At 72.3% G+C, this 18,804-nt stretch carries 26 protein-coding genes; 14 read left to right on the top strand and 12 right to left on the bottom strand.

All coding sequences use genetic code 11. From position 1 onward, the window contains the following. Positions 1-340, bottom strand: a 340-nt coding sequence (locus GA0074694_RS31275; protein ID WP_218105884.1) for a hypothetical protein, incomplete at its 3' end; no start/stop codon positions are given. A 1,257-nt stretch (positions 341-1,597) separates the two neighbouring features. Beyond that, on the bottom strand, positions 1,598-2,035 hold the full coding sequence (locus GA0074694_RS30480; RefSeq protein ID WP_091464493.1) for a hypothetical protein: 438 nt from the start codon (positions 2,033-2,035) through the stop codon (positions 1,598-1,600). On the opposite strand from GA0074694_RS30480, the gene GA0074694_RS30475 reads away from it, so the two are divergent. Then, positions 2,013-2,561, top strand: a complete 549-nt coding sequence (locus GA0074694_RS30475) for a hypothetical protein (RefSeq protein WP_091464489.1) — start codon at positions 2,013-2,015, stop codon at positions 2,559-2,561. The two genes, GA0074694_RS30480 and GA0074694_RS30475, sit on opposite strands and share 23 nt — an antisense overlap. On the opposite strand, the gene GA0074694_RS34445 is transcribed toward GA0074694_RS30475, so the two are convergent. The 8 genes from GA0074694_RS34445 to GA0074694_RS30450 all read right to left on the bottom strand — a co-directional run bounded on the left by GA0074694_RS34445 (position 2,492) and on the right by GA0074694_RS30450 (position 8,378). Then, on the bottom strand, positions 2,492-3,094 hold the full coding sequence (locus GA0074694_RS34445; protein ID WP_091464486.1) for a helix-turn-helix domain-containing protein: 603 nt from the start codon (positions 3,092-3,094) through the stop codon (positions 2,492-2,494). The genes GA0074694_RS30475 and GA0074694_RS34445 overlap by 70 nt on opposite strands. 16 nt (positions 3,095-3,110) lie before the next feature. Continuing rightward, a complete protein-coding gene (locus GA0074694_RS32110) occupies positions 3,111-3,254 on the bottom strand; it encodes a hypothetical protein (protein WP_176738215.1) in 144 nt (47 codons plus the stop codon). Between the two features lie 786 nt (positions 3,255-4,040). Further along, complete coding sequence (locus GA0074694_RS34440) at positions 4,041-4,337, bottom strand: DUF5956 family protein (RefSeq protein WP_091464482.1); 297 nt, start codon at positions 4,335-4,337, stop codon at positions 4,041-4,043. Further along, positions 4,334-5,353, bottom strand: a complete 1,020-nt coding sequence (locus GA0074694_RS30460) for a hypothetical protein (RefSeq protein ID WP_091464479.1) — start codon at positions 5,351-5,353, stop codon at positions 4,334-4,336. The genes GA0074694_RS34440 and GA0074694_RS30460 overlap by 4 nt, the downstream gene beginning before the upstream one ends. 114 nt (positions 5,354-5,467) lie before the next feature. Next, positions 5,468-5,632, bottom strand: a complete 165-nt coding sequence (locus tag GA0074694_RS32105) for a hypothetical protein (protein WP_176737722.1) — start codon at positions 5,630-5,632, stop codon at positions 5,468-5,470. Then, complete coding sequence (locus GA0074694_RS30455; protein WP_176737779.1) at positions 5,632-6,825, bottom strand: helix-turn-helix domain-containing protein; 1,194 nt, start codon at positions 6,823-6,825, stop codon at positions 5,632-5,634. Before GA0074694_RS30455 ends, GA0074694_RS32105 begins: the two co-directional genes overlap by 1 nt. Continuing rightward, positions 6,815-6,982, bottom strand: a complete 168-nt coding sequence (locus tag GA0074694_RS32100) for a hypothetical protein (RefSeq protein ID WP_176737778.1) — start codon at positions 6,980-6,982, stop codon at positions 6,815-6,817. Before GA0074694_RS32100 ends, GA0074694_RS30455 begins: the two co-directional genes overlap by 11 nt. A gap of 220 nt (positions 6,983-7,202) precedes the next feature. After that, entirely contained in the window at positions 7,203-8,378 is a 1,176-nt protein-coding gene (locus GA0074694_RS30450) for a helix-turn-helix domain-containing protein (protein ID WP_091453108.1), read from the bottom strand. A gap of 431 nt (positions 8,379-8,809) precedes the next feature. Here GA0074694_RS30450 and GA0074694_RS30445 point away from each other — a divergent pair, with 431 nt between their 5' ends. Then, positions 8,810-9,250, top strand: coding sequence for a hypothetical protein (locus GA0074694_RS30445; protein ID WP_091453105.1), 441 nt, complete (start codon positions 8,810-8,812; stop codon positions 9,248-9,250). Positions 9,251-9,431: 181 nt separating this feature from the next. On the opposite strand, the gene GA0074694_RS30440 is transcribed toward GA0074694_RS30445, so the two are convergent. Beyond that, complete coding sequence (locus GA0074694_RS30440) at positions 9,432-10,568, bottom strand: tyrosine-type recombinase/integrase (RefSeq protein WP_141713972.1); 1,137 nt, start codon at positions 10,566-10,568, stop codon at positions 9,432-9,434. A 66-nt stretch (positions 10,569-10,634) separates the two neighbouring features. Beyond that, on the bottom strand, positions 10,635-11,111 hold the full coding sequence (locus GA0074694_RS30435; protein ID WP_091453258.1) for a hypothetical protein: 477 nt from the start codon (positions 11,109-11,111) through the stop codon (positions 10,635-10,637). Positions 11,112-11,346: 235 nt separating this feature from the next. Here GA0074694_RS30435 and GA0074694_RS30430 point away from each other — a divergent pair, with 235 nt between their 5' ends. From GA0074694_RS30430 to GA0074694_RS30380, 12 genes are all read left to right on the top strand, one after another. Then, complete coding sequence (locus GA0074694_RS30430; RefSeq protein ID WP_141713971.1) at positions 11,347-11,673, top strand: hypothetical protein; 327 nt, start codon at positions 11,347-11,349, stop codon at positions 11,671-11,673. Between the two features lie 248 nt (positions 11,674-11,921). Next, positions 11,922-12,194, top strand: coding sequence for a hypothetical protein (locus tag GA0074694_RS30425; protein WP_091453247.1), 273 nt, complete (start codon positions 11,922-11,924; stop codon positions 12,192-12,194). Positions 12,195-12,574: 380 nt separating this feature from the next. Continuing rightward, a complete protein-coding gene (locus GA0074694_RS30420; protein WP_141714327.1) occupies positions 12,575-12,961 on the top strand; it encodes a hypothetical protein in 387 nt (128 codons plus the stop codon). After that, entirely contained in the window at positions 12,958-13,152 is a 195-nt protein-coding gene (locus GA0074694_RS30415) for a hypothetical protein (RefSeq protein ID WP_091464471.1), read from the top strand. The genes GA0074694_RS30420 and GA0074694_RS30415 overlap by 4 nt, the downstream gene beginning before the upstream one ends. Continuing rightward, positions 13,149-14,255, top strand: coding sequence for a DUF6011 domain-containing protein (locus GA0074694_RS30410; protein ID WP_091464468.1), 1,107 nt, complete (start codon positions 13,149-13,151; stop codon positions 14,253-14,255). The genes GA0074694_RS30415 and GA0074694_RS30410 overlap by 4 nt, the downstream gene beginning before the upstream one ends. Positions 14,256-14,471: 216 nt before the next feature. Next, complete coding sequence (locus GA0074694_RS30405; protein ID WP_141714326.1) at positions 14,472-14,708, top strand: hypothetical protein; 237 nt, start codon at positions 14,472-14,474, stop codon at positions 14,706-14,708. A 1,112-nt stretch (positions 14,709-15,820) separates the two neighbouring features. Continuing rightward, a complete protein-coding gene (locus GA0074694_RS30400; protein ID WP_091464462.1) occupies positions 15,821-16,087 on the top strand; it encodes a hypothetical protein in 267 nt (88 codons plus the stop codon). 18 nt (positions 16,088-16,105) lie between these two features. Continuing rightward, positions 16,106-16,279, top strand: a complete 174-nt coding sequence (locus GA0074694_RS32095; RefSeq protein WP_176738214.1) for a hypothetical protein — start codon at positions 16,106-16,108, stop codon at positions 16,277-16,279. Next, complete coding sequence (locus GA0074694_RS30395) at positions 16,276-16,476, top strand: hypothetical protein (protein ID WP_091464460.1); 201 nt, start codon at positions 16,276-16,278, stop codon at positions 16,474-16,476. Before GA0074694_RS32095 ends, GA0074694_RS30395 begins: the two co-directional genes overlap by 4 nt. Beyond that, entirely contained in the window at positions 16,473-17,138 is a 666-nt protein-coding gene (locus GA0074694_RS30390) for a hypothetical protein (protein WP_091464457.1), read from the top strand. Before GA0074694_RS30395 ends, GA0074694_RS30390 begins: the two co-directional genes overlap by 4 nt. 122 nt (positions 17,139-17,260) lie before the next feature. After that, positions 17,261-18,304 carry an HNH endonuclease gene (locus GA0074694_RS30385; RefSeq protein ID WP_091464454.1) on the top strand — a complete coding sequence of 348 codons (1,044 nt, stop codon included), beginning with the start codon at positions 17,261-17,263 and terminating at the stop codon, positions 18,302-18,304. A gap of 119 nt (positions 18,305-18,423) precedes the next feature. Then, on the top strand, positions 18,424-18,804 hold a 381-nt coding region (locus GA0074694_RS30380), incomplete at its 3' end, for a hypothetical protein (RefSeq protein WP_141714325.1).

Genomic DNA, 18,804 nt, shown 5'->3' with positions numbered 1-18,804 from the left:
TGCGCGCCCTGCCCTGGCAGTACACCGGCGGCGGCATCCCCGCTGGCCTGAGCACCTCAACGTGCTCAACACGATCCTGTCCGGCGTGGCCGCCGACGACACCGACAAGGTGGTGGCCGAGATCCGCGCCCAGGGCGAGCAGACCCGACGCGAGACGCTCGCCTACCTCCAGCAGATCGCCCCGACCCTCGCCCAGGCCGTCGCCACGGAGCTGGGCCCCGAGGTCACCGCCACCGAGATCGGCGAGGCCCTCGCCCGCGAGTTCGCCCAGCTGCTCGGCCAGGCCGTCCCCGCGCGAAGTAGGCCCTGTGGACACCGGCGTGCTGATCGCGGTGGTCACATCGGCTGGCGTGGTCGGTGCCGGTGCCACGGGCACCATCGTCGCGCACATCCTCGGCCGGCGGCTCCGCGCGGCGCAGATCAAGCAAACCGAGGCACAGGCCGAGCAGCTCAAGGTGCAGACCGCTCTCGTGAGGCAGGACATCTACCAGCAGCTCACCGATGATTTGCGGAACGAGTTGGCCCGCGTCAAGGCCGACCTAGACACCACCGCGAATCGCTGCGAATCACCTCCGCCGAGGAAGAGCGGCTCCGCACCCGGGTGCTGGAACTGGAGTCCCGCGTCGCCGAGCTGGCCAGCGTCCGCGAAGAGAGGGACCGGCTCCGCATCGACCTGGCCGCCCGCGACGCCACGATCCAGGAGCTGCAGCGCCAGGTCGGCGACCTCAAGGTGCAGCTCGCCCTTACCAACAGCCCCACACCTGATCGGAGGACCGATGGAGCCTACCCAAACCCGCCACCCGTGGCGGGCCACCGCCCGGACCGTGTTCGCCGCCGGCGTCGGCGCGCTGACCCTGCTGCCCACCGTGGCGGTCACCGCCCGGCGTCGACACCGTCCCGGCCGTCGCCCAAAGCGTGACCGTCGCGGCCGCCGTCACCCGGGTGCTGGCGGTCCCCGGCGTCGATGCCTGGCTCCGTACGTACGTGCCGTGGCTCGCCGCCGCGCGCCGGCCCCATCGGCTGGCGACGACCGCACGTACTGACCGGCGTCCGAGCCGTGCCCCCGTCCTCCCACGGAAGGGCGGGGGCACGTCGTCGTGTTCGGACTACTTCGGCCCGGCGGCGCGCTTCCACCGGTTCGCGGTCGCCACGTGCACACCCGTCGCCTTCGCCAGGTCCCGCCGAGCGGCGCGCGTCCGTGCTCGGCCACAAACCGGTCGTACGCCTCGGCCAGCCGAGCCGCCGTCCGGGCGACACCGGCGGACGTCCGTCGCCGCCGGCGCGTCGTCGAGGCCGGGTAACGGCGGCGCGTCGACCCTCTGCGCACCGGTCCGCGCATCCGGTGCATCCGTCTGCGCACAGTGCTGCGCAGCTTCCACCGGCGCAGGATGCGCAGCGGGCGCAGGGCGGCGCACGTGCGCAGGCTCGTGCGTCGCGTCAACGAGGTCCCACAACCCGCCCGCGCGCAGGTCGATCCACCGGCGTGGGTCGCGGTCGGCTGCCGCGATCCGGGCGGCGCCGGCACCGTACCGGTCACGGATGCCGCGCATCCTCTCGCGCACCTCGGCGCACGCCTGGATGTCCGGGTCGTCGAGGCTCACCGGCTCCGGCGTGGGCTCGGCTGGCGCAGCCTGGGCGCCAAGTCCAGCCCGCGCAGCACGGCCAGGGCGGTGCGCAGCCGGCCGCCAGGCAGTGCGGCGAGGCGCGCGGCCCGCTCGGCGTGGTAGCCGGTCCACGCCTCGCGCGGGTCGCGCACGCTGTGCTCGATCGACCAGCGCTGCGCACGCCAGGTGCGGACAGGGAAGGCGCGCTTCCGCCGTCGGTCGAACGTTGCGCCGGTCTCGTCGCGCAGCTCCTGGCGCAGCAACTGCATGTCGTGTGCCCGGCGGGTGTGCAGGCCCCACAACCAGGGAGACAGCAACGACGCCATACCGCTGCCGACGGCGAACGGCGTTGGCGTCCAGCCCTCGTCGTCGAAATGGCTGTAGTTGACGACCGCCACCACGGCCGCGATGCCGTACGCGCGCCGGCGCATCGCCGCGGCGGTGCTCGGCGAGTCGTTGAGCAACGCGTCGTGCGCATGCCAGTTTTACATAAAGCGAGATCGATTCCACGGTGGCGGCGTAGACGACCGCGACCAGCAGCCGCGCCAGCACCGGCCACGCCGCCGGCGTCCTGGTGAACCCATACGCTGCCTGACCACCGATGGCGGCGAGGTTGACCAGCAGCAGCGGCCCGACCGTGCGCACCACGCTGGCGAGCGCACGCCGGCGGGCACGGCGCTGCGCACGGGCCTTCGCCAGTGCCTTGCGCCTGCGCTTCTCGGCGCGGGCCCGATCGCGCTCGGCACGGCGTTCCTCGGCCCGGTCAGCGGCGGCCCGCTCACGCTGGAGCGCGTCGAGCTGGCGGGCCCGGTCGACGTCGGCGCGGACCTCGGCGGAGCGGGCGGCGGCGATCTCCTCGGCGGTCAGCCGGGGGCGGGTCAGCAGCTTCACCGCACGCCTCCGCCGTTCTGCTCGCCGCGGCACGGGCCGCAGTTGTGGAGGGGCTGCCCCTCGTGACCAGGCTTCTGGCACTTCGCCGTGCCGGTGGGCGGCGGGAGCGCAGCTCCTCGCCGCTCCGGGTACGACGGACGCTGAGACTCGGTCCTGGATCGCTTGAACTGCCACCAGGCCAGGCGGCCGTGCTCATCGCGAGGTGCGGACCCGGACCCCTTCCCCTTCAAACTCTCTTCACCACTTCGGGTGACAGCCAGGGTGGCACCCTCGGCGGCCGAATCTGACACCTCGGCGCGCTGGTTTGTCACCCCCGGGCCCGTGGTCGTCACCCTCGGACGGCGGCGACGACGAGCCGGTACGTGCGGGTGGCGCGGCCGGCGACGTGGCGCCAGACGATCCGGCCGAGGGATGATGAGTCGGGCGATGGACCGTTGGACGGTGCGCTCGGAGCAGTCGGCGTACTCGGCGATCGTGGCGACCGACGGCCAGGCGTCGCCGGCCTTGTTCATGTGGGCGGCGATGGCGACCAGGACGCCGCGATCGGTCTTGCTGAGGCCCTTGCTGGCGAGCAGGGCCGCCTTGACGTGCTGGCTCACCGGGCACCCCCGGCGGTCAGCGCGGTGGCGACGGTCGGACGACCGAGGCGGCGCTGGTCAGCAGGGCAGCCCGGAGCCCGGAGGCGGGGCCGGCGTAGCTGGCCACCCCACGGGTCGGGGTGGTGTGCGCGCAGGAGCGCGCGTCAGCGATGATGTGCACGGGTCGACTCCTAGACAGTCGATCAAGGGCCCGGCCGGTGTTACCAGCACCGCGTCCGGGCCCGACTTGTTGTCGGGTGGGTGGGTCAGGCGTTACCGCTGCGCCGCAGCTCGCGCTCGATTCGGGCGTTCTCCCGGCGCAGCGCCTCCTCGACGTACGCGGTCATCGAGAACTCTCACCCGCGCAGCTCGGCGAGCGGCGGCCGAGTTCCTCGGCGCGGTCCCAGGTGGCTCCGAGCCGGATGTTCCGCTTCGGCGTGACTCCGGTGGCCGGTCGGCCCCGACGCTTGGGCGGTTCCTGATCTCCATGCCGAAACTGTACCACAAAAAACGTTCACCACAAGGCTTGGCGTCGACACACTCGACCGCCCTATTATTGTGGTACACAAAGCGGCAAGGGTGAGGGGAAACGAGATGAGCAGGGACGAGATCAGCAACCGGATCGTCGAACTGTTGGTGCGCGGCCTCCGCTACCGGGACGCCCACATGCAGGCCCACCGGGAGGCCAACACCGCAGCCGCTAACGCCTGGCACGCCAGCCCCGCGCCGAGTAGATCAACGGCCACCGCCCCCGCCGAGCTGGCGGGGGCGGTGCGGGTGTCCGGGCCCGGACTGCCGGTGCCTGCCGACCGAGCCGCCCCACCGCCCCGCAGGTGTGGCCGGCGGCTGGAGGGTGACCGCGCCGACCTGGCCAGCGTGCCGGCCCCGCTTCCTCGAGGCAACCCGCCGGGTCCGGTTGTGGATAACTTCCACCTGTGGACAAGGCCCCACCGTCCGCCGCGCTGTGCTACCTGCCGGCGTAGACGTCCTCAAGGACCTCGCGAATCCGCGGAGCGAACTGCGCCGGCCGCACATGGTCGGCCGGCAGTTGCCCCACCGCCCTGATGACTGCGGACTCGACCTGCTCGCCGCTGTAGCCGTCCGGCAGCCGCAGGAACCACCGGTACCCGGTCGGCCGATCCGGGATACCGGCGTCACGCAGGGTAGTCGTTGACCCCGTCGTCGATAACCTGCTGGTCCTCAGGGGACCGAGGCCGGACCGTCCGAGTGCCCCGGCCGGGCCGGTGCACTCCTCGATGGTCATGTGGGGGAGACGTCCGGGGACCGCACGAGCCGTCCTGCGCCACTCAACCACCCGATGAGGGCCCCCAGCCCGTGTCGGTCAGCTCGTGGTAGCTGCCACCGGCGGGCGGGTCCCGGCCAGGTGGGGACCTCGTCCCACCCGCTCATCGGGGTACCCGGCTGGCTGTTCACGCTGCCTCCCACGAGACGATGGGCCGGCGTCGACCGCGCCGACCCCGACCCATCATCCCAGCCCAGCCCGCCGATTAGGGGAAGTAACAGGGATTGGCGAGGTTGCTCGGGCACGTCCATTTCATCGTCCGCAGCGGCGCGGCGATGTAGAACGGGTACCCGGTGGGGATGAAGTTCGCCGGTGACCTCAGCGAAGTAGGGGTTCGCGTTGTTCAGCTTGTTGCCAAGCACCGTGCCGGAGTTCCAGCGCCAGGTGCCGGCGCTGATGAGTGGCCCCCCGGCGTAGTGGTCACCGCAGTTGTTGTCCGGCAAGTTGTTCCGGTCCTCCCGGCACCGCACGTACACGTCGTTGAAGTCGAGGCTCGGCCCCGAATCCCAGATCAACGCGAGCCCGTGGTTGGCGTACCGGCCGTTCATGTTGGTGCGAATCACCAGGTCGTAGGTGCCGATCACGCCGGACTGGTTCCCGTACGCCGCGTTGCCCTTCGTCTCGGACGCACCCGAGTTGATCCAGCGACGGCAGATGCTCCCCGTCTCGCACCAGGTGTCCCAGTCGTCGGTCACGCCCTCGCCCGCCGTGGCGGCCGGCTCCGACGAGACGATCGGCTGTTCGATCGGCGTGTAGACGGGCGGTTGCGGCTCGCCCTGGTCATTCACGTCGACCTCCACCAGCATCTCGCTGGTGCAGGTCCAGATGTCCGCGCCTCGGCTCAACGCGAGACTGACACAAGCCTCGGGCTGCGGTTCGGTTGCCGGGGCCAGGCCGGCACTGGCGGGTGTAGGGGCGTGCAGGATGGCGATGGTCAGGGCGGCCAGTGCCGCTCCGATGGATCTGATGGCGCTCAAGTTGTCCTCCGTGACGGTGTGAACCGGGCTTGCTGCGCTGTGCCGGGTGGTGATCGCGGGTGAGCGGTACCGGACTCGGGGGGCCGCGGCACCGGTGGTCGCGGATGGCCGGCGTCATCGCGGCGCCCTCGACGAGTCAACCCGAGCCAGGTGGCGGCGCACCTTGCAGTCGGGCACCCGGCACACTCGGCACCGGCCGTCCCGGCCGGGCTGGTGGTACCGCACGGACAGCAGCAACCGGTTGCGGATCTGCGCCAGGGACAGGAACGGTGCGGTCATCACGCGACTCCCAGAGTGGTGGCCAGCCGGGTCACGGTCGGCGGGACGTCGGGGCAGCGCACCACCCTGGCCAGCACGTCCCGCGCGGCCGGCCGGTCCATCTCGGCCGGGGCGAGCCGGCCGGCGTCGACCAGGGCGCGACCAGCGGCGGCCGGATCGTCGGCTTGGAGGTAGGCGCGGGCGGCGTCGACGAGATGCCCGGCCCGGTGCTCGACTGGCAGGCACTGCCAGCCGTACTGCGTGGTCGCCTTCTCGTGCCAGGCGACCGCGTCACGTTCGCCCAGCTCGATCGCCGCCGTGACCCGGGCCAGGTCGACAGCCGTCGGCCCGAACGCGGTCCGGTGGTGGTCGTGGCCGTCGCCCACCCGGGCGGCCATGTCGGCGGCCTCGTCGATCAGCTCGACGGTGGTGCAGTCGTCCCCGTCGCGGGCGGCGGCCAGGGCGGCCTGTACCAGCAGCGTGCCGCAGAGGGACAGCTCGGGTGGAGTGCCGTACTCGATCACGGGCGGGGCGATCCGGTACGCGGCGGCCAGCACCGCCGACATCGCCGCCCGCCCCCGGCCGGCCGCGCGCAGGGCGTGGCCGAGCTGCACGGCCGCGGTGGCCACCAGCACCGGGTCGCCTGTGGCCACCGCCATGGCCCGGTCGGCGGCGAGCCACGCAAGGTCCGCCTCGCCGAGCTTTACCAGCAGGGAGGCGGTGATCCGGTACGCCTCCACCAGCGGCGCCCGGCCCGACACCGGACCGTGGGCGTGGGTGCGCTGCGCGGTGCCCAGCAGGTCCGGAAGCAGCGCGATCAGCTGGGGATACCGGGCACGCTGGTAGGTGATCCAGGCGTGCTCGACCCGGCCGGCCAGCTCGCCGGCGGGCACCACGGCGAGCGGCGCGCCCGGTCGGGCCAGCGCGACCTCGTACGTCGACAGCGCGGCCCGGATCCGGTCGACGGCGTCGACCCGCTCAGTGGCGCTGTCCGGCTGGGCGTCCCGGCCGAGCAGCACCGCGGTGTCGATGCGCAGGACGGCGGCGATGTCCTGGATGGTGGAGACCTTGTCGAGCGAGCGGACACCCCGCTCCACCTTATCGACCCAGCTCTTCGACTTGCCGAGCCTGTCGGCGAACACCTGCTGGGACATCTTGCGCCGCATGCGCCACTGGGCGACGCGCCGGCCGATGGGCAGTTCGTCAACGTCCACGGCGCCACCGCCGGTCGGGTACGGCCCGGGTCACGTCGTCAACGGGCACCCGGTCATCTTCGGCGAGTGCGAGGATCCGTTGCTTCGCCGCCTCACGTTCCGCCTGGTCGATCTGCTCGCCCCGGTTCGGTGCCGGGTTCTGCTGTGCGCCGTCCACCTGCGCCCCTCTGTGAGGGGGCGCGGCGGCGGGTGCTCTTGGAAGGACCGACCACCGCCGCGCCCGGCTGGCGGGCGCGACCGCGGCCATTACCACCGAAGCTGACGGAGATCGCCTGATCACGCCCTGTCACGGACGCTATCGGCGGTCAGGTGTAGTGGAGTGGGACAGGGCGTCCTAGTTGGACAGCAACCGGCCAGTCAGGCAGGTACCGGACGTCCTACCTAGGCACGCCCATGCGGTCGGCGAGGGCCGCCAGCCCGGGGAGCCGCTGCCGGTGCCGGCGCGGGAGCAGCTCGGCCACGATCGTGTGAGCGAGTGTCTGATGGAGCAGCAGCTCCGGCGTGAGTGCTTCGACCCGCCGGAGAGTGTCCACCGCGTCCTGGGATCGCCAGTCCATCGTCTGCGCCCACGCCACGTTGAGCAGGTACCGGGCGTGCATCGCGGTCGGAGCCGCCTCCGGGTGCTCCACCTGGTCGGCTAGCCGAATAGCGCGGCGCGGCTGGCCGCCCGAGACCGCCACGTCCACCGCCTTCATCCGAGCCACCGTCGGCCCGAACGCCCGGCCGACGTACCGCGTGGCCTGGTCGTGGCCCATCCGGGACGCCGCTGCGCCGACGAGGCCGAGTAGCTCGGTCGCCTCAGCCTGCCGCCCGGATCGGGCCACCGCTGTGGTGCCGTACCGGAGCAGCTCGCCCCACAGTGCAACCTGGTCGACGGATGACCGGGACAGCGTCGGCTCCACGGAGGCCGCAGCCGTAATCGCCACGTGTTCCGCCTCGGACCAGAGGCCCTGTCGGGACAGCACCCAGGACCGGGTGGCCTGTTGTGCGGCGTGGAGCAGGTGGTCCCCGCTGGCCTCGGCCGCGCGTCCGGCCTCAGTCAGCGCCAGATGGGCCAGGTCTTCATGCGCGAGGTGGGCGAGCAGGCTCCCAGTGAGCTGGAGGGCGCTGGCGAGCAGCGCGTGGTCGGCGGGCCGGCCGTCACGGGTGAGCGCGCGGGCCTGGTCGACACGGTCTGGCAGCTGTCGGGCGAGGTGCGCGTACCGCCCTGACCAGTACGCCGACCAGAGGTCGTCGATGGCGGCGGTCTGGGCTGCCCGGGTGGGCGGGTCCTGGTGGTCCGGGCGTAGACCGAGCACCGCCCGGCGGATCGCGCCGATCTCCCCGTCCTCCGCGCCGGCGGCCAGGCCGCGCGGCTTGCCGAGCAGCTCGGCGGGCGTGACGTCGAGCGCGTGAGCAAGCGCGGCCACGGACTCCAAGCGGGCGCTTTTCCTCTGGCCCTGCTCTAGCTTCGAGACCAGGTCGACGCTGACGCCGGCGGCGGCGGCCAGCTCGCGTTGCGACATGCCGCGTCTACCCCGGATCTTGGCGATCTGGCGGCCGAGACTGTCCATGGGGTTCCTCCCAGGTAGAGGGCTGGGCGGCGGCCCGCCGGCCTCTACCCCGGCGGGCCGCCACTTCGGACGGTACGTCGGAAAATCCGCTTGAGTGCAACGTCTTGGTGACCGTTTCGACCTGGTGGGCCGGGATCTCTTGCGCGATGCGTGAAATCAGTCAGCGGAGCGCGCTGCGAAGGGATTGCCAGTGATGTATCAGATTGATCACCGAGCGTGCGTCACTCCCGATCGTTGCGGCTTCGGTCCCGCAGCGGGTTTTCACGCTCTGTGTGTTCCATAGCGTGAAGATCGTGCATCGTCAACTAGTTGCGCGCTGGTCGAGGTGATGGCCCCCGCCAGTGGGGACGTGGCGGATCGGTACGGGTGTTTCAATGACTCACCGCTGTGAGTTGATCACTGTAAGGACTCATCCACCCAGGAGTGCGCCCATGCGTATCCATCCCTCCCCGCGTACCACAGGCATCGGCTGCATTGGAGCCGGCTGTCTGACTGCCGGCGTCACGGCCATCGAGGCAAGCCTCCTGGCCGCGATGGTGGCTGCCGCCCTCCTGCCAGTCGGCATGCTGCTCGTGGCTGTCGTCGATTCGTATGATCGCCGCCTTCGGGCGGTGCTGGACGAAGTGCGGCATCATCTCGGTGTGATCGACATGATGGCGGCGGACATTGAGGCAGACGAGGAGCGCCACGCCCTGGAGGTGAGGCAGGCATACCAGCGCGGAAGGGCCGAAGCCACTAGTCGGGCGCTGGTGGAGCAGGAGCGGGCGGTCCGTGAGGCCGAGGCGCGCGGCTACGTCGCCGGCGTCCGCAAGCGGTTGGCCGAGGTGTCCCGGATCCCTCGACGCTCGCGCCCGGGGCACCAGCGCGGCTGACTTCCCCTACCTGTCCCCTAAAGATCGTCAGGCCCGGTCCAAAGACCGGGCCTGACCTGCTTCAACGCTTACCAATCTCCAGCGGAGGATACGAGATTCGAACTTGTTTATGGCCCCAGGTCAGAGCCTTGCGACCTGGCTGACCAGGGGTTTCGGCGGGGTGGACGGGGGTTCGCGGGGGTCAAGCGGGGACCGGTTCCCCTACGTTCCCCCTAAAGTCGACCTTGCGCATTGCGGCCTCCACTGCCGCCACAACGCCCTCGTCGACCTCCGGTAGGAGGTGGCCGTACCGCTGGTCGGTGAATCCGATGTCCTTGTGGCCGATCCGCCGGCTGATCGCCGACAGCGGCACGTTCGCCGCGATGAGCCACGCTACGTGCGTGTGCCTCAGGTCGTGCAGTCGCAGTCCGGGGAACCCGGCGGCCTCGCGCACGAACCACCAAATCTCGTAGAACTCCTTGCGGCGGATGAGTCCACCCTTCGGGCCCGTGAACACGCGGTCGTCGGACCTCTTACCGTCGAGCAGGGGGCGCAGCACCTCGGCGATGTCGTGCTGAAAGGTCACGTGCCGCTTGCCGCGTTTGGTCTTCGGTGTCTGGTCGATGGGCCGGCCGCTGACCTCGACCGTCTGGAGCCGGACGTGCAGGCGGTTCCGCACCAGGTCGATGTCCCGCTTCCGCAACCCCATCGCTTCGCTCCAGCGCAGGCCGGTCGCCATGAACAGGAGGATCAGCGGGCGCCAATGCTCCGGAGTCGCCTGGATGACGCGATCGGCTTCCTCCGGCGTGAGGAACAGCATCTCGTCCCGGTCGTCGTCCTCCTCAGGCAGCAGCGTGTGTTCGCACGGGTTGTGGCGGATGTACTTGTGCGTGATGGCGGCGGCCATGATCACGTACAGCTGACCGTGGGCATTACGCACCGTCTTGTTTGCCAGTGGCCGCGGCTTCTTGACCCGGGTGCGCCCGTCGAGCAGGTCGTTTGTCCAACGCTGCACGATGAGTGGCTGTTCCGAAAGCTCGCCCAGGCGCAGGTGCCCGAGCATCGACACGATGTACCGGTTGATCACGCCTTCGATGCTGTTCCGGCTGGTCTCCTTGAGGGCGCGCCTGTAGGCCGGCCACCAGGTGGCCACCCAGTCAGCCAGGGTGAGTTCCCCGCCGCGTGGCACCAGAGCGTCGCCGCGCAGCGCGTCTGCCTTCATGATCGTCATGGCGTTCTGGGCGGCGCTCTTCGTCTCGTACCCGCTGGCGAGGGTGATCTTCTCGCCGGCGAGGAGCTCGCGGATCCGCCAGGTACGCCCGTTCTTCTCGATCCACATGGAATCTCCCCAGGGCATGGGTGGGTGAGCCGCGGCCGGGGCCTGCGGCGGTGAAAGGGGTTGGTGCTACGCGCTGCGGCGCGCCTGCTCGATGCGGTAACCCAGCTCCCGCATCCGGCGCTGCTTATCGCGCTCGCGCTGCTCCACGATTAGCCGCTCGTCGGCGGCACGCATCTCCTCCAGCTGCTGGAGGATCTCCGCCTTGATCTCGTCGTCTAGCTCCGACTCCAGGACCTGGCGCTGTTCCTCGTCGATCTCTTCGTCTGAGGGCCTGTACGGCATCTGCTCGACGGCATAGAACCCGACGCGAATGAGCAGTTCCATCTGGTCCCGGCCGTACGCCTCGGCAACGGCACGGACGTTGGCTTCCTTGACGTCCACGTCCCGGCGCAGCCAGGTGTCGACGGTGCGCACGCTCACACCGACCTTGGCCGCGAATCGGGTCTTGGCGCCGTGAGTCTTCCGATGGAGTTCGGCCTCTTCGGCGAGGAGCTCGCGGACCACCTCCACCCAAGCCTGTCGGTTGACCTCGCCCGTCGCCACGACGTGATCGTAGCGGGAACGCGTTTCCTTGCGTAGCTGCCAGCCGGGCCGCAGTGTGCGGGGTTCAAGAAGATCAATCTTGCCTGCTTGTTGGCGTCTCTTCGCCCGTGCGGCCTGTCGTGAGGTCAGTCCTCGTTGTGCCATGTCGGACAGAGTAACCGGAAACGCGTTGCCGGATCAGTCGTCCGAACGGGTGAGTTGTCGGCAACGCACTTCCGGAGTAACGTCCCTGGACGTGAAAACGGAAACACGTTTACGGAATCACTTGGCGATACCGGAAACGCGTCACCACTGCTACGTCAAGCCGGTGCCCTTCCGGCTTGCCCTCCTCACGCTGGTCGGCCGCGACAAGGGGCCGGCAGCCGGCCGACTGCTCGGCATGGAGGGCAAGACCATTGATCGGGCCCTCGACGGGGGAGTGGTTTCCGAGGCGCTGATGGCGAACGCCTTGGCCGCGTTTGACTTGAACGCCGACAAGCTCGCCCGCGTCGGGCTGGCGGTCAGCTTCGACCAGTTTTTCAAGTGGGCCGCGCCGGCCGACGACACCGAGGCCGCAGCGTGAGCAGCCGCGACCTGGAGGTGTTCACCTTCGCCGAGCTGGCCGCGCTGTGGAGACCGGTGAGGACTGGCTCCGCAAAGGCGTCTCCGCCCGGACGTTCCCGCACCACCGCATCGCCAACGAGATCCGCTTCACCCACGAAGACGCTGCCGAGATCCTGGCCAGCCGCGCGGTGAAGCCGGCAAGTGTCCCCACCCCGACGAGGTCGCCGCGAGGCGCGCCGAAGTCGGCCGATCCAAAGGAGTTGCAGCATGACCGGACCCGAGACCGGCGGCCCCCCGACCAAGTCGGGGATCGACCTCACCCTGCGCGTCCCCGGCCAGCAGGTGGCCGAGCGCATCCGCCTGGAGGCGACGGCGTGGAGCGCCGGCGCCAACAGCACCTCAGCCGCTCCCCTGTCGGCCGAGAAGCGGTCGGACAACTACCAGCGGCAGAACGATCGGCGCGGGCTGACCGCCGCCCAGCGGCGACGGGACGCGAAAAAGCAGCGGCGCGCAGCGTTCCGCCTGGCCATCGCCGAATGACCCACCTTGTGCAGCTGTGCCGGGTCGCGTCTGCGGCCCGGCCCGGCCGGCGGGTGATCGCCCTCGTGGTGCTCGGCCTCTTGGCCTCGAGCACCAGCAGCAGCAAGAAGGCCACGGCCGCTGTCACGGCCGTGGCCCGGAATCCCGACCAGGCCCAACCTCCACGAAGGGACCACAGCGAGATGACCAACCCTACCGCCGCCCCCGGGCGGCCGAGACTCCGGCCACCCGGCCGGAGACGGGGCGGCACCCGTCGACGTCGCCGCCCCCGTCCAGACGACTCCGGCCCGCCGGGACTCTGACCCCACCTCGGGGCCCAGCGTCGCTACGACCGGCGGGCCGGAGCGCCTCACCCTGCCGACCTGTGGTGGCCCGCCACGTTGCGGGTGGAGATCCGCGACGAGGCGTCCAGCACAGTGGCCGCCGCGGTGATGGTGTGCAGCGGGGACCTCGACGGTGTGCTGGACGCGATCCAGGCCGCCGGGCGGGAGTCGGAGACGTGGGCGGGCGTCGACCCGCCGGGCGTGTGCGGGTTGTGGGTGGACGGTTCCGCGGTCCCGGCGGCCACGCCGTCCGGGATGCCGGGCCCGCTGCCGGCGGCCGCGCCGGTGCCGGTCGCCGGCCAGATGGTGGCGCAGCCGGCCCGGGTGCGGATGAGCCGGGCGCGGGTGCTGCGGTTGATCTCGGACCTGACCGCCGCCGTCGACCGGCCGGCGCTGCCCGCCCCGAGAGCGTGCGGTTCTTGGCTGGGACCGAGACGGTCGTGATCACGTGCCGCACGGTGGCCGAGGCCGCCGGGTGGGCGGACGAGGTCGGCGCGGCCGCGACGGCCGTCGAGCAGCAGACGATCGTCGACGGCCAGCAGACGCACCTCTACAGCGCGTGTGCGCTGTGGCGGGGTAGCCGTCTGGTCGTCACCGCGTCGGTGCCGCTGCGGGCGGTGGGAGCGGCGGCATGAGGGCCGGGATCGTGCAGGGCGTGGCCCTGGCCGCGCCGGAGGTGGCCGGGTTGCTGCTGGTGGCCCTGGCCCCGGCGGGGATCTGGTGGTGGGCGCACCGGCCCGACCGGGGCTGGCCGCGCCGTACCCGGCTCGGCGGCCCGACGTCCACGAGGCCCTCGCTGCCGGTGGGGCCTGTGCTGACCGTGGCCGCCGGCGTGGTGCTCATCGTGTCCGCGCTCGCCGCCGCGTGGCCGGGCGACGCCGGACCCCGTACCTGGTCGCTGATCGTCGTGCTGGTCCTCGCGTGGCTGGGCGCGGCCGCGGTCTGCGTCGCTGTGTCCGATCGCCGGGCCCGCACGGCCCGACACCGAGCGCAGCGCGCCGCGTCCACCCACTGCATCGGCGCGGTCGCGCCGTCGACCACCTCATCATCCCGGAGGCCCACCGATGATCGACGTCAGCACTACGTGGTCAGCGTCCTGGTCGCTCTGTCCGGCGGCGGGCTGTTCGCCGCCGTGATGGTCGCTCTCGCTGCCCGTACCCGGCAGCTCGACGAGCGGGACCAGTCGGCCCAGGCGTACCGGGCCCTGGCCGCGCTCGCGCACCGTATGGTTTCGCCGGACCGTCGGGAGGCGTTACGGGCCGGCGCGGCCGGGATCTGGACGGCGTGGCAGCCGGACAGCCCGCCGGCGATCGACCCGCCGCCGGAGCGAGCGTCGGCGTATGTTCACCGGTTGCTCGACGTGCTGGCCGGCGGGCCGCTGGACCTCTCCGGCGTGTGGGTGCCCGCCGATGTGCGGGGCCGGCTCCGGTCCGCCCTCGCCGGCCCGGACGCCGTCCGCCGACGTGGAAACGGACGGCGACACGGCCGGGTGCCGGCGATGGCTGAGCCGACCCCGGTGTGGTGCATCGACTGCGACCGCGAGCTTCACACCCCGGAGTCCCGCGCGCGCCGGGTCGGTGCAGGCTGCTGGCGTAAGCGCAAGGCGGCCGCCCGCGCCGCCGCCGTCCAGGCCGTGTCGGCCACCCTGCCCGGCATGTCCGGGCGGGGTGGCCGCCCCGGGCCCGGACAGGAACCGATCGACGGCCTCGGTGCCCTCGTCGACGGGTCGGTCCGGTGATCCGCCGCCGGCATCCGCTGGTGCCGGACCCGGACCTCGGACGCGACCACGCCGGCCGGGCGACCTGCCGCACCTGCCGCATGGTCGGCAGGGCCGGCGACGCCCGCCACTCGGACCCGGCCGCCCGCCCCGGCCGCTGCCGGACGCGCTGGTGGAGGCCGCGCGGGAGCGTGACGCCGCGATCTTGGGCGAGCGGGACCACGGGGAGGACGCGTGGTGACCGGCACCGGGGCCGACTGGCCCGGTCGGGTTCTGCGCCGGCCGCCGGTCCCGGCCGCCGACCGCCCACCCTCGTCCAGCCGGCCGCCGGCCGGCACCGCGCCGGCGACGACGCCCACCGCGACCGGGCGGCTGGTGGTGGCCAGCCGGCTGGCGACCGGCCACCCCGTTGACGCCCCGACCCTGCGCCTCGACCCGGCGGCCGTCGCGCGCACCAGAGGGGAGAACCGGTGAACGCCGTGGTGGAGATCCGCTCGACGGTGCCGGTCGCGCGGGCCCGCGCCGACCGGATCCGGCAGGGCTTGCAGGACTGGCTGGAGACGGTCCAGGAAATCGCGCTCGCGTGGGAGCGCGGCGATTGGGAGGTCCTCGGCTACGCGTCGTGGGAGGCGTACGTCGACGAGGAGATCGGGCGCGCGCTGAGGCTGACCGAGGTCCACCGCCGCCAGGCCGTCACCGCGCTGCGGCTGGTCGCATGTCCACCCGCGCGATCGGCACCGCCCTCGGGATCAGCCACTCCACCGCCGCCCGGGACGTCGCGTCTGTCTCAGCTGAGACAGACGCGCTCCCCGCTACGGTCATGTCGCTGGACGGCCGCCAGCGGCCAGCAACCCGCCCGACCCCGGCCGTCGAGCCCGACCGCTGGTCGTGGCAGTGCTTTGGCTGCGGAAAGTGGTTCGAGGGCACGAAGAACACCTGCCCGCGCTGTGGTGGTTCCGGCACCAACCGGCGGCCCATCGCAGAGCCAGCCGACGAGTGCGACACCCACCCCAACGTCGACGACCAGGACGAGCTGGCCGGCCTCGGCGAGCAGTACGAGACCGACCCGGCGGCGCGCATCGCGGCGGTCGCCGAGGTTGCGCCGGAGTTCGTGCGTCGTGTCGACGCGGTCCTCCCGGCGGGCCCGGCCGACGACGACGAGGTGTGGATCGCGATCGCGCGCCGGGGAATTGAGGCGCACGACCCGCCGCCCGGTGCCGAGTTCACCGTGTGCCGCAGGTCGACGCGTAACGGTCTGATCGTGACCGCCCGGCAGGCCCGGGAGCGGCACGACGCGAAGTGGTGCCCCCGGTGCTGGCCCGCCGCGCCCGTGGCCGCCGTCGACGTCCCCGCCGCCCCTGCACTGCCTTCCCGCCGGTGCCCGCCGTCGTCGTCGACGTCGTCGACGAGCCCCGCGTGTCCGCTCCGTCGCCGACTTCCCCGGCGACGGGGCGGACGCCCCCACCGTCGACCGTCCGCAGCTGACGCTGACGCAGATCGCCCGCCTCCGGGCCGCCCTCCGGCACGCCCAGCAGTGGTGCGTCGAGCCGCGCGAGTACGAGCTGCCGTTCGCCCCGCCGCCCGGGGTGGCCCCGCTGGCCCGGGCCGAGCTGGTCGCCGTGCAGTGGCACCGCGACGGCTACCTCAGCGTCCGCTACCTCTCCGACGGCGGCCGCTACGACGTGCACAGCGTGGAGCTCTACGTCGCCGGCGTCGACCAGGCCCTCGACGTGCTGTGCGCGCTCGGCCTGCTGCCGGCGGACCTGTCGACCCTGTACGCCGCCGGCGTCCGGGCCGGGCTCCGCGCCGGCGACGCGCTCGACGGCCAGCTCGTCGAGGACGGGCCACGGTGACGCGATGCAGCCCGGAGTGTGGATGGCGCGAGCATCCTGCTCGGCCGGCCGGTGCCCGTCGACGAGCGGTACCCGCACATCTGCGGGATCACCCTCACCGGTCGGGCCACCGGCCGCAAGCGGGTCCGGCTACAGCCGCGTGACTGCGCTGCCTGCGCCACCCTGCGCGCCACCCGGGGTGACCCGTCATGACGCGGCAGGACCTGCTCGACGCCCTGCTGACCGAGCGATACGGCCCTCCTCCCTTGCCGCCCGAGCCGCCCCACCCGGTCGAGCAGGCCCTGGCGAAGCGGGCAGCGCTGGAGGACGACGCTGCGCGCCGGATCCGGCGACGCCGGCGGCACCTGGCCCTGCTCGACGCCGGCGATCAGGAAGAGCCGGCGGCGTGACGCACAACCCGAACAGCACGATCGGAGACACCCTCATGCAGACCACCCTCGGCCCCGAACACGTCGAGCTGCTCGTAGCGATCAGGCAGGGCCGCGTGCACAGCGACCCCCGCTACACCCGGCCGGACTTCGAGAAGCTGCCCGACCCGCCGTTCGGCCTGCGCCGCGCCGGCCGGCGGCTCGGTCCGCTCATGGCGGCCCGCCTGGTTCGGCTCGCCGAGGACGCCGACGACCGGGACGGCGTGCGCCTCTACCAGCTGACCGAACGGCGAGGAGGTGCTGGCCGAGGCCCTCCGCCAGGAGGCAGCTGCGAACGCGGACGACACCACGGCGGTCATCGGCGCTGGCGTTCCGGCCGGCTCGGCGGGTGCGTGATGCAGCGCGGCTACCGGGGCAGGCCGAAGTGGGAGACCGACGTCGCTGTTCGCGAGGTCCGCACCCCGGAGGAGGCCGTCGAGCGGGCCCGCAAGGGCCGCGCGCTCGTCGACGCCGCCCTCGCCGGGCAGGCCCCGCCCGAGGTCACCGAGAAGCCGGCGGCCCGGGTCGCCGGCTACGAGATGGTGGCCTGCTGCGTCTGCTACACGCCCGTCTGGGGCCTGCCGGGCTCACGGTGCGACACCTGCCCGCCCGACGCTCCACCAGACATGTCGTTCGCCCGCTGACCTGCAAACAGCCCCTACACGCCCGCCCGGCGCGGCCACCGGAACCGGTGGCCGCGCCTCGCCATACCGGGAGAGCCATAGATGTTGATCATTAGTTGTCGTGTCCCGAAAGGACGCCGCTAATGCCTTGGGGGCGCATCGACGACCGGCTGGCCATGTCCGTCAAGGTCCGTGGCCTGGCCGACCCCGGTGCTACCGGGCTGCGGGCGAAGAAGCAGCGCGCCGAGGCGCTCGGCGTGTGGACCCAGCTGCTGTCGTGGGTGTCCGGCGAACGGTCCGACGGGTTCCTCACCGCCGACATCCTCGACCTGTTCGGCTGGGACGAGGCCAACGAGCGGCTCATGCGCGCCCGGTACGGCCGGGCGCCGCTGCTGCACCGCCGCGACGACGGCGAGCGGTGCGAGTGCATGAACGGCCGGACGTGGGTCGACGACTGGGATTACTTGATCCACGACTACCTCGACCGCAACCCGTCCCGGTCGGAGAACGACGTCCACAAGGCCAAGGCCAAGGAGCTGAAGAACTCCGCCCTGAAGGCGGCCGTCCGGGCCCGCGACCGCGACGTGTGCCGCTACTGCGGCAACTTCTGCCCCTTCTCCGACCGGGTCTCCGACGCCGGCCTCACTTACGACCACGTCGACCCCGAGATCGCCGACGGCCTCCAACCTCGTAGTGGCCTGCCGCGGCTGCAACCGCCGCAAGTCCAAGCGCACCCCCGAGGCCGCCGGCATGGTGCTGCGTCCCGCGCCCGGCGAGCAGCCACCCGCATCCGGACCAACGTCAGACCTGAGTCCGGACCTAGGTCCGGACTCAGGTCCCGACCAGGTCCGCACTCAGGTCCCGATCCAGGTCCCCCACCCACCGAAACGCCTGCCACCAGCGGCAACAGCGCACCCGTCTGCCTTCCGACCAGCGCCGTCACCAGCGTCCCGACTCAGGTCGCGTCGTCTCCCGGGACGGGACGGGGCGGGTCGGGCACCGCTCCCTCACTAGGTCCCCCACGCCCCGGACCACCTACCGCCCACCGCATCGGACCCCCGACCACACCCCGAGGCCCCCTGCACGGATCCCCGTACCTCCGCACCTCCCGGCCCCTTCCCGAACACCACGCCGGACATCCACCGCAGCCCGACCCCGAGCACCAGGACCGCACGGAGCACCCATGACCAGACGTCCCTCCCCGCCCGCAACCTGCTCCACCTGTGCCTGGTGCACCCGCCCGGACCCGACCGGCGGAAACGTCTGCCAGCCCTGCTATGCCCCCGTCCACCGAGCAGTGCGGGACATGGCACGCGACGCCACCGAGCCGGTCGTCAACATCGCCCGGCAGGCTCGCTACGGCGACCGGGACGGCCCTCGCTCGACCGAGCCGCCTATCCCGGTCGACCTGGACGCCTCGGCCGCCGCGTGGGCCGCCGCGCACGTCGTGGTGACCTGGATGGACCACATCGCCCGCACCCGGGGCGTCCGCTGCCGACGCGGCAGCCCCGCCCGTCGGGCCGCTGTGCGCCGGTGCCGGGTGGGCCGCTGCGCCGGGCCGGTGCGGTCACCGTCGTGCGACGCGATCCGCCACGACCGTCCGGAGCACCCGGTGGCGGCCGCCGCCCGGTTCGTCGCCGCGCACCTCGGCTGGCTGCGCCGGACCCCGGACGCCACCGCCGCCGGC

Origin of the sequence: Micromonospora inyonensis, assembly GCF_900091415.1 — a bacterium.
Taxonomy (GTDB): Bacteria; Actinomycetota; Actinomycetes; order Mycobacteriales; family Micromonosporaceae; genus Micromonospora; species Micromonospora inyonensis.
The sequence above is the reverse complement of the archived record's forward strand: the minus strand, read 5'-3'. Positions and strand labels throughout refer to the sequence as shown.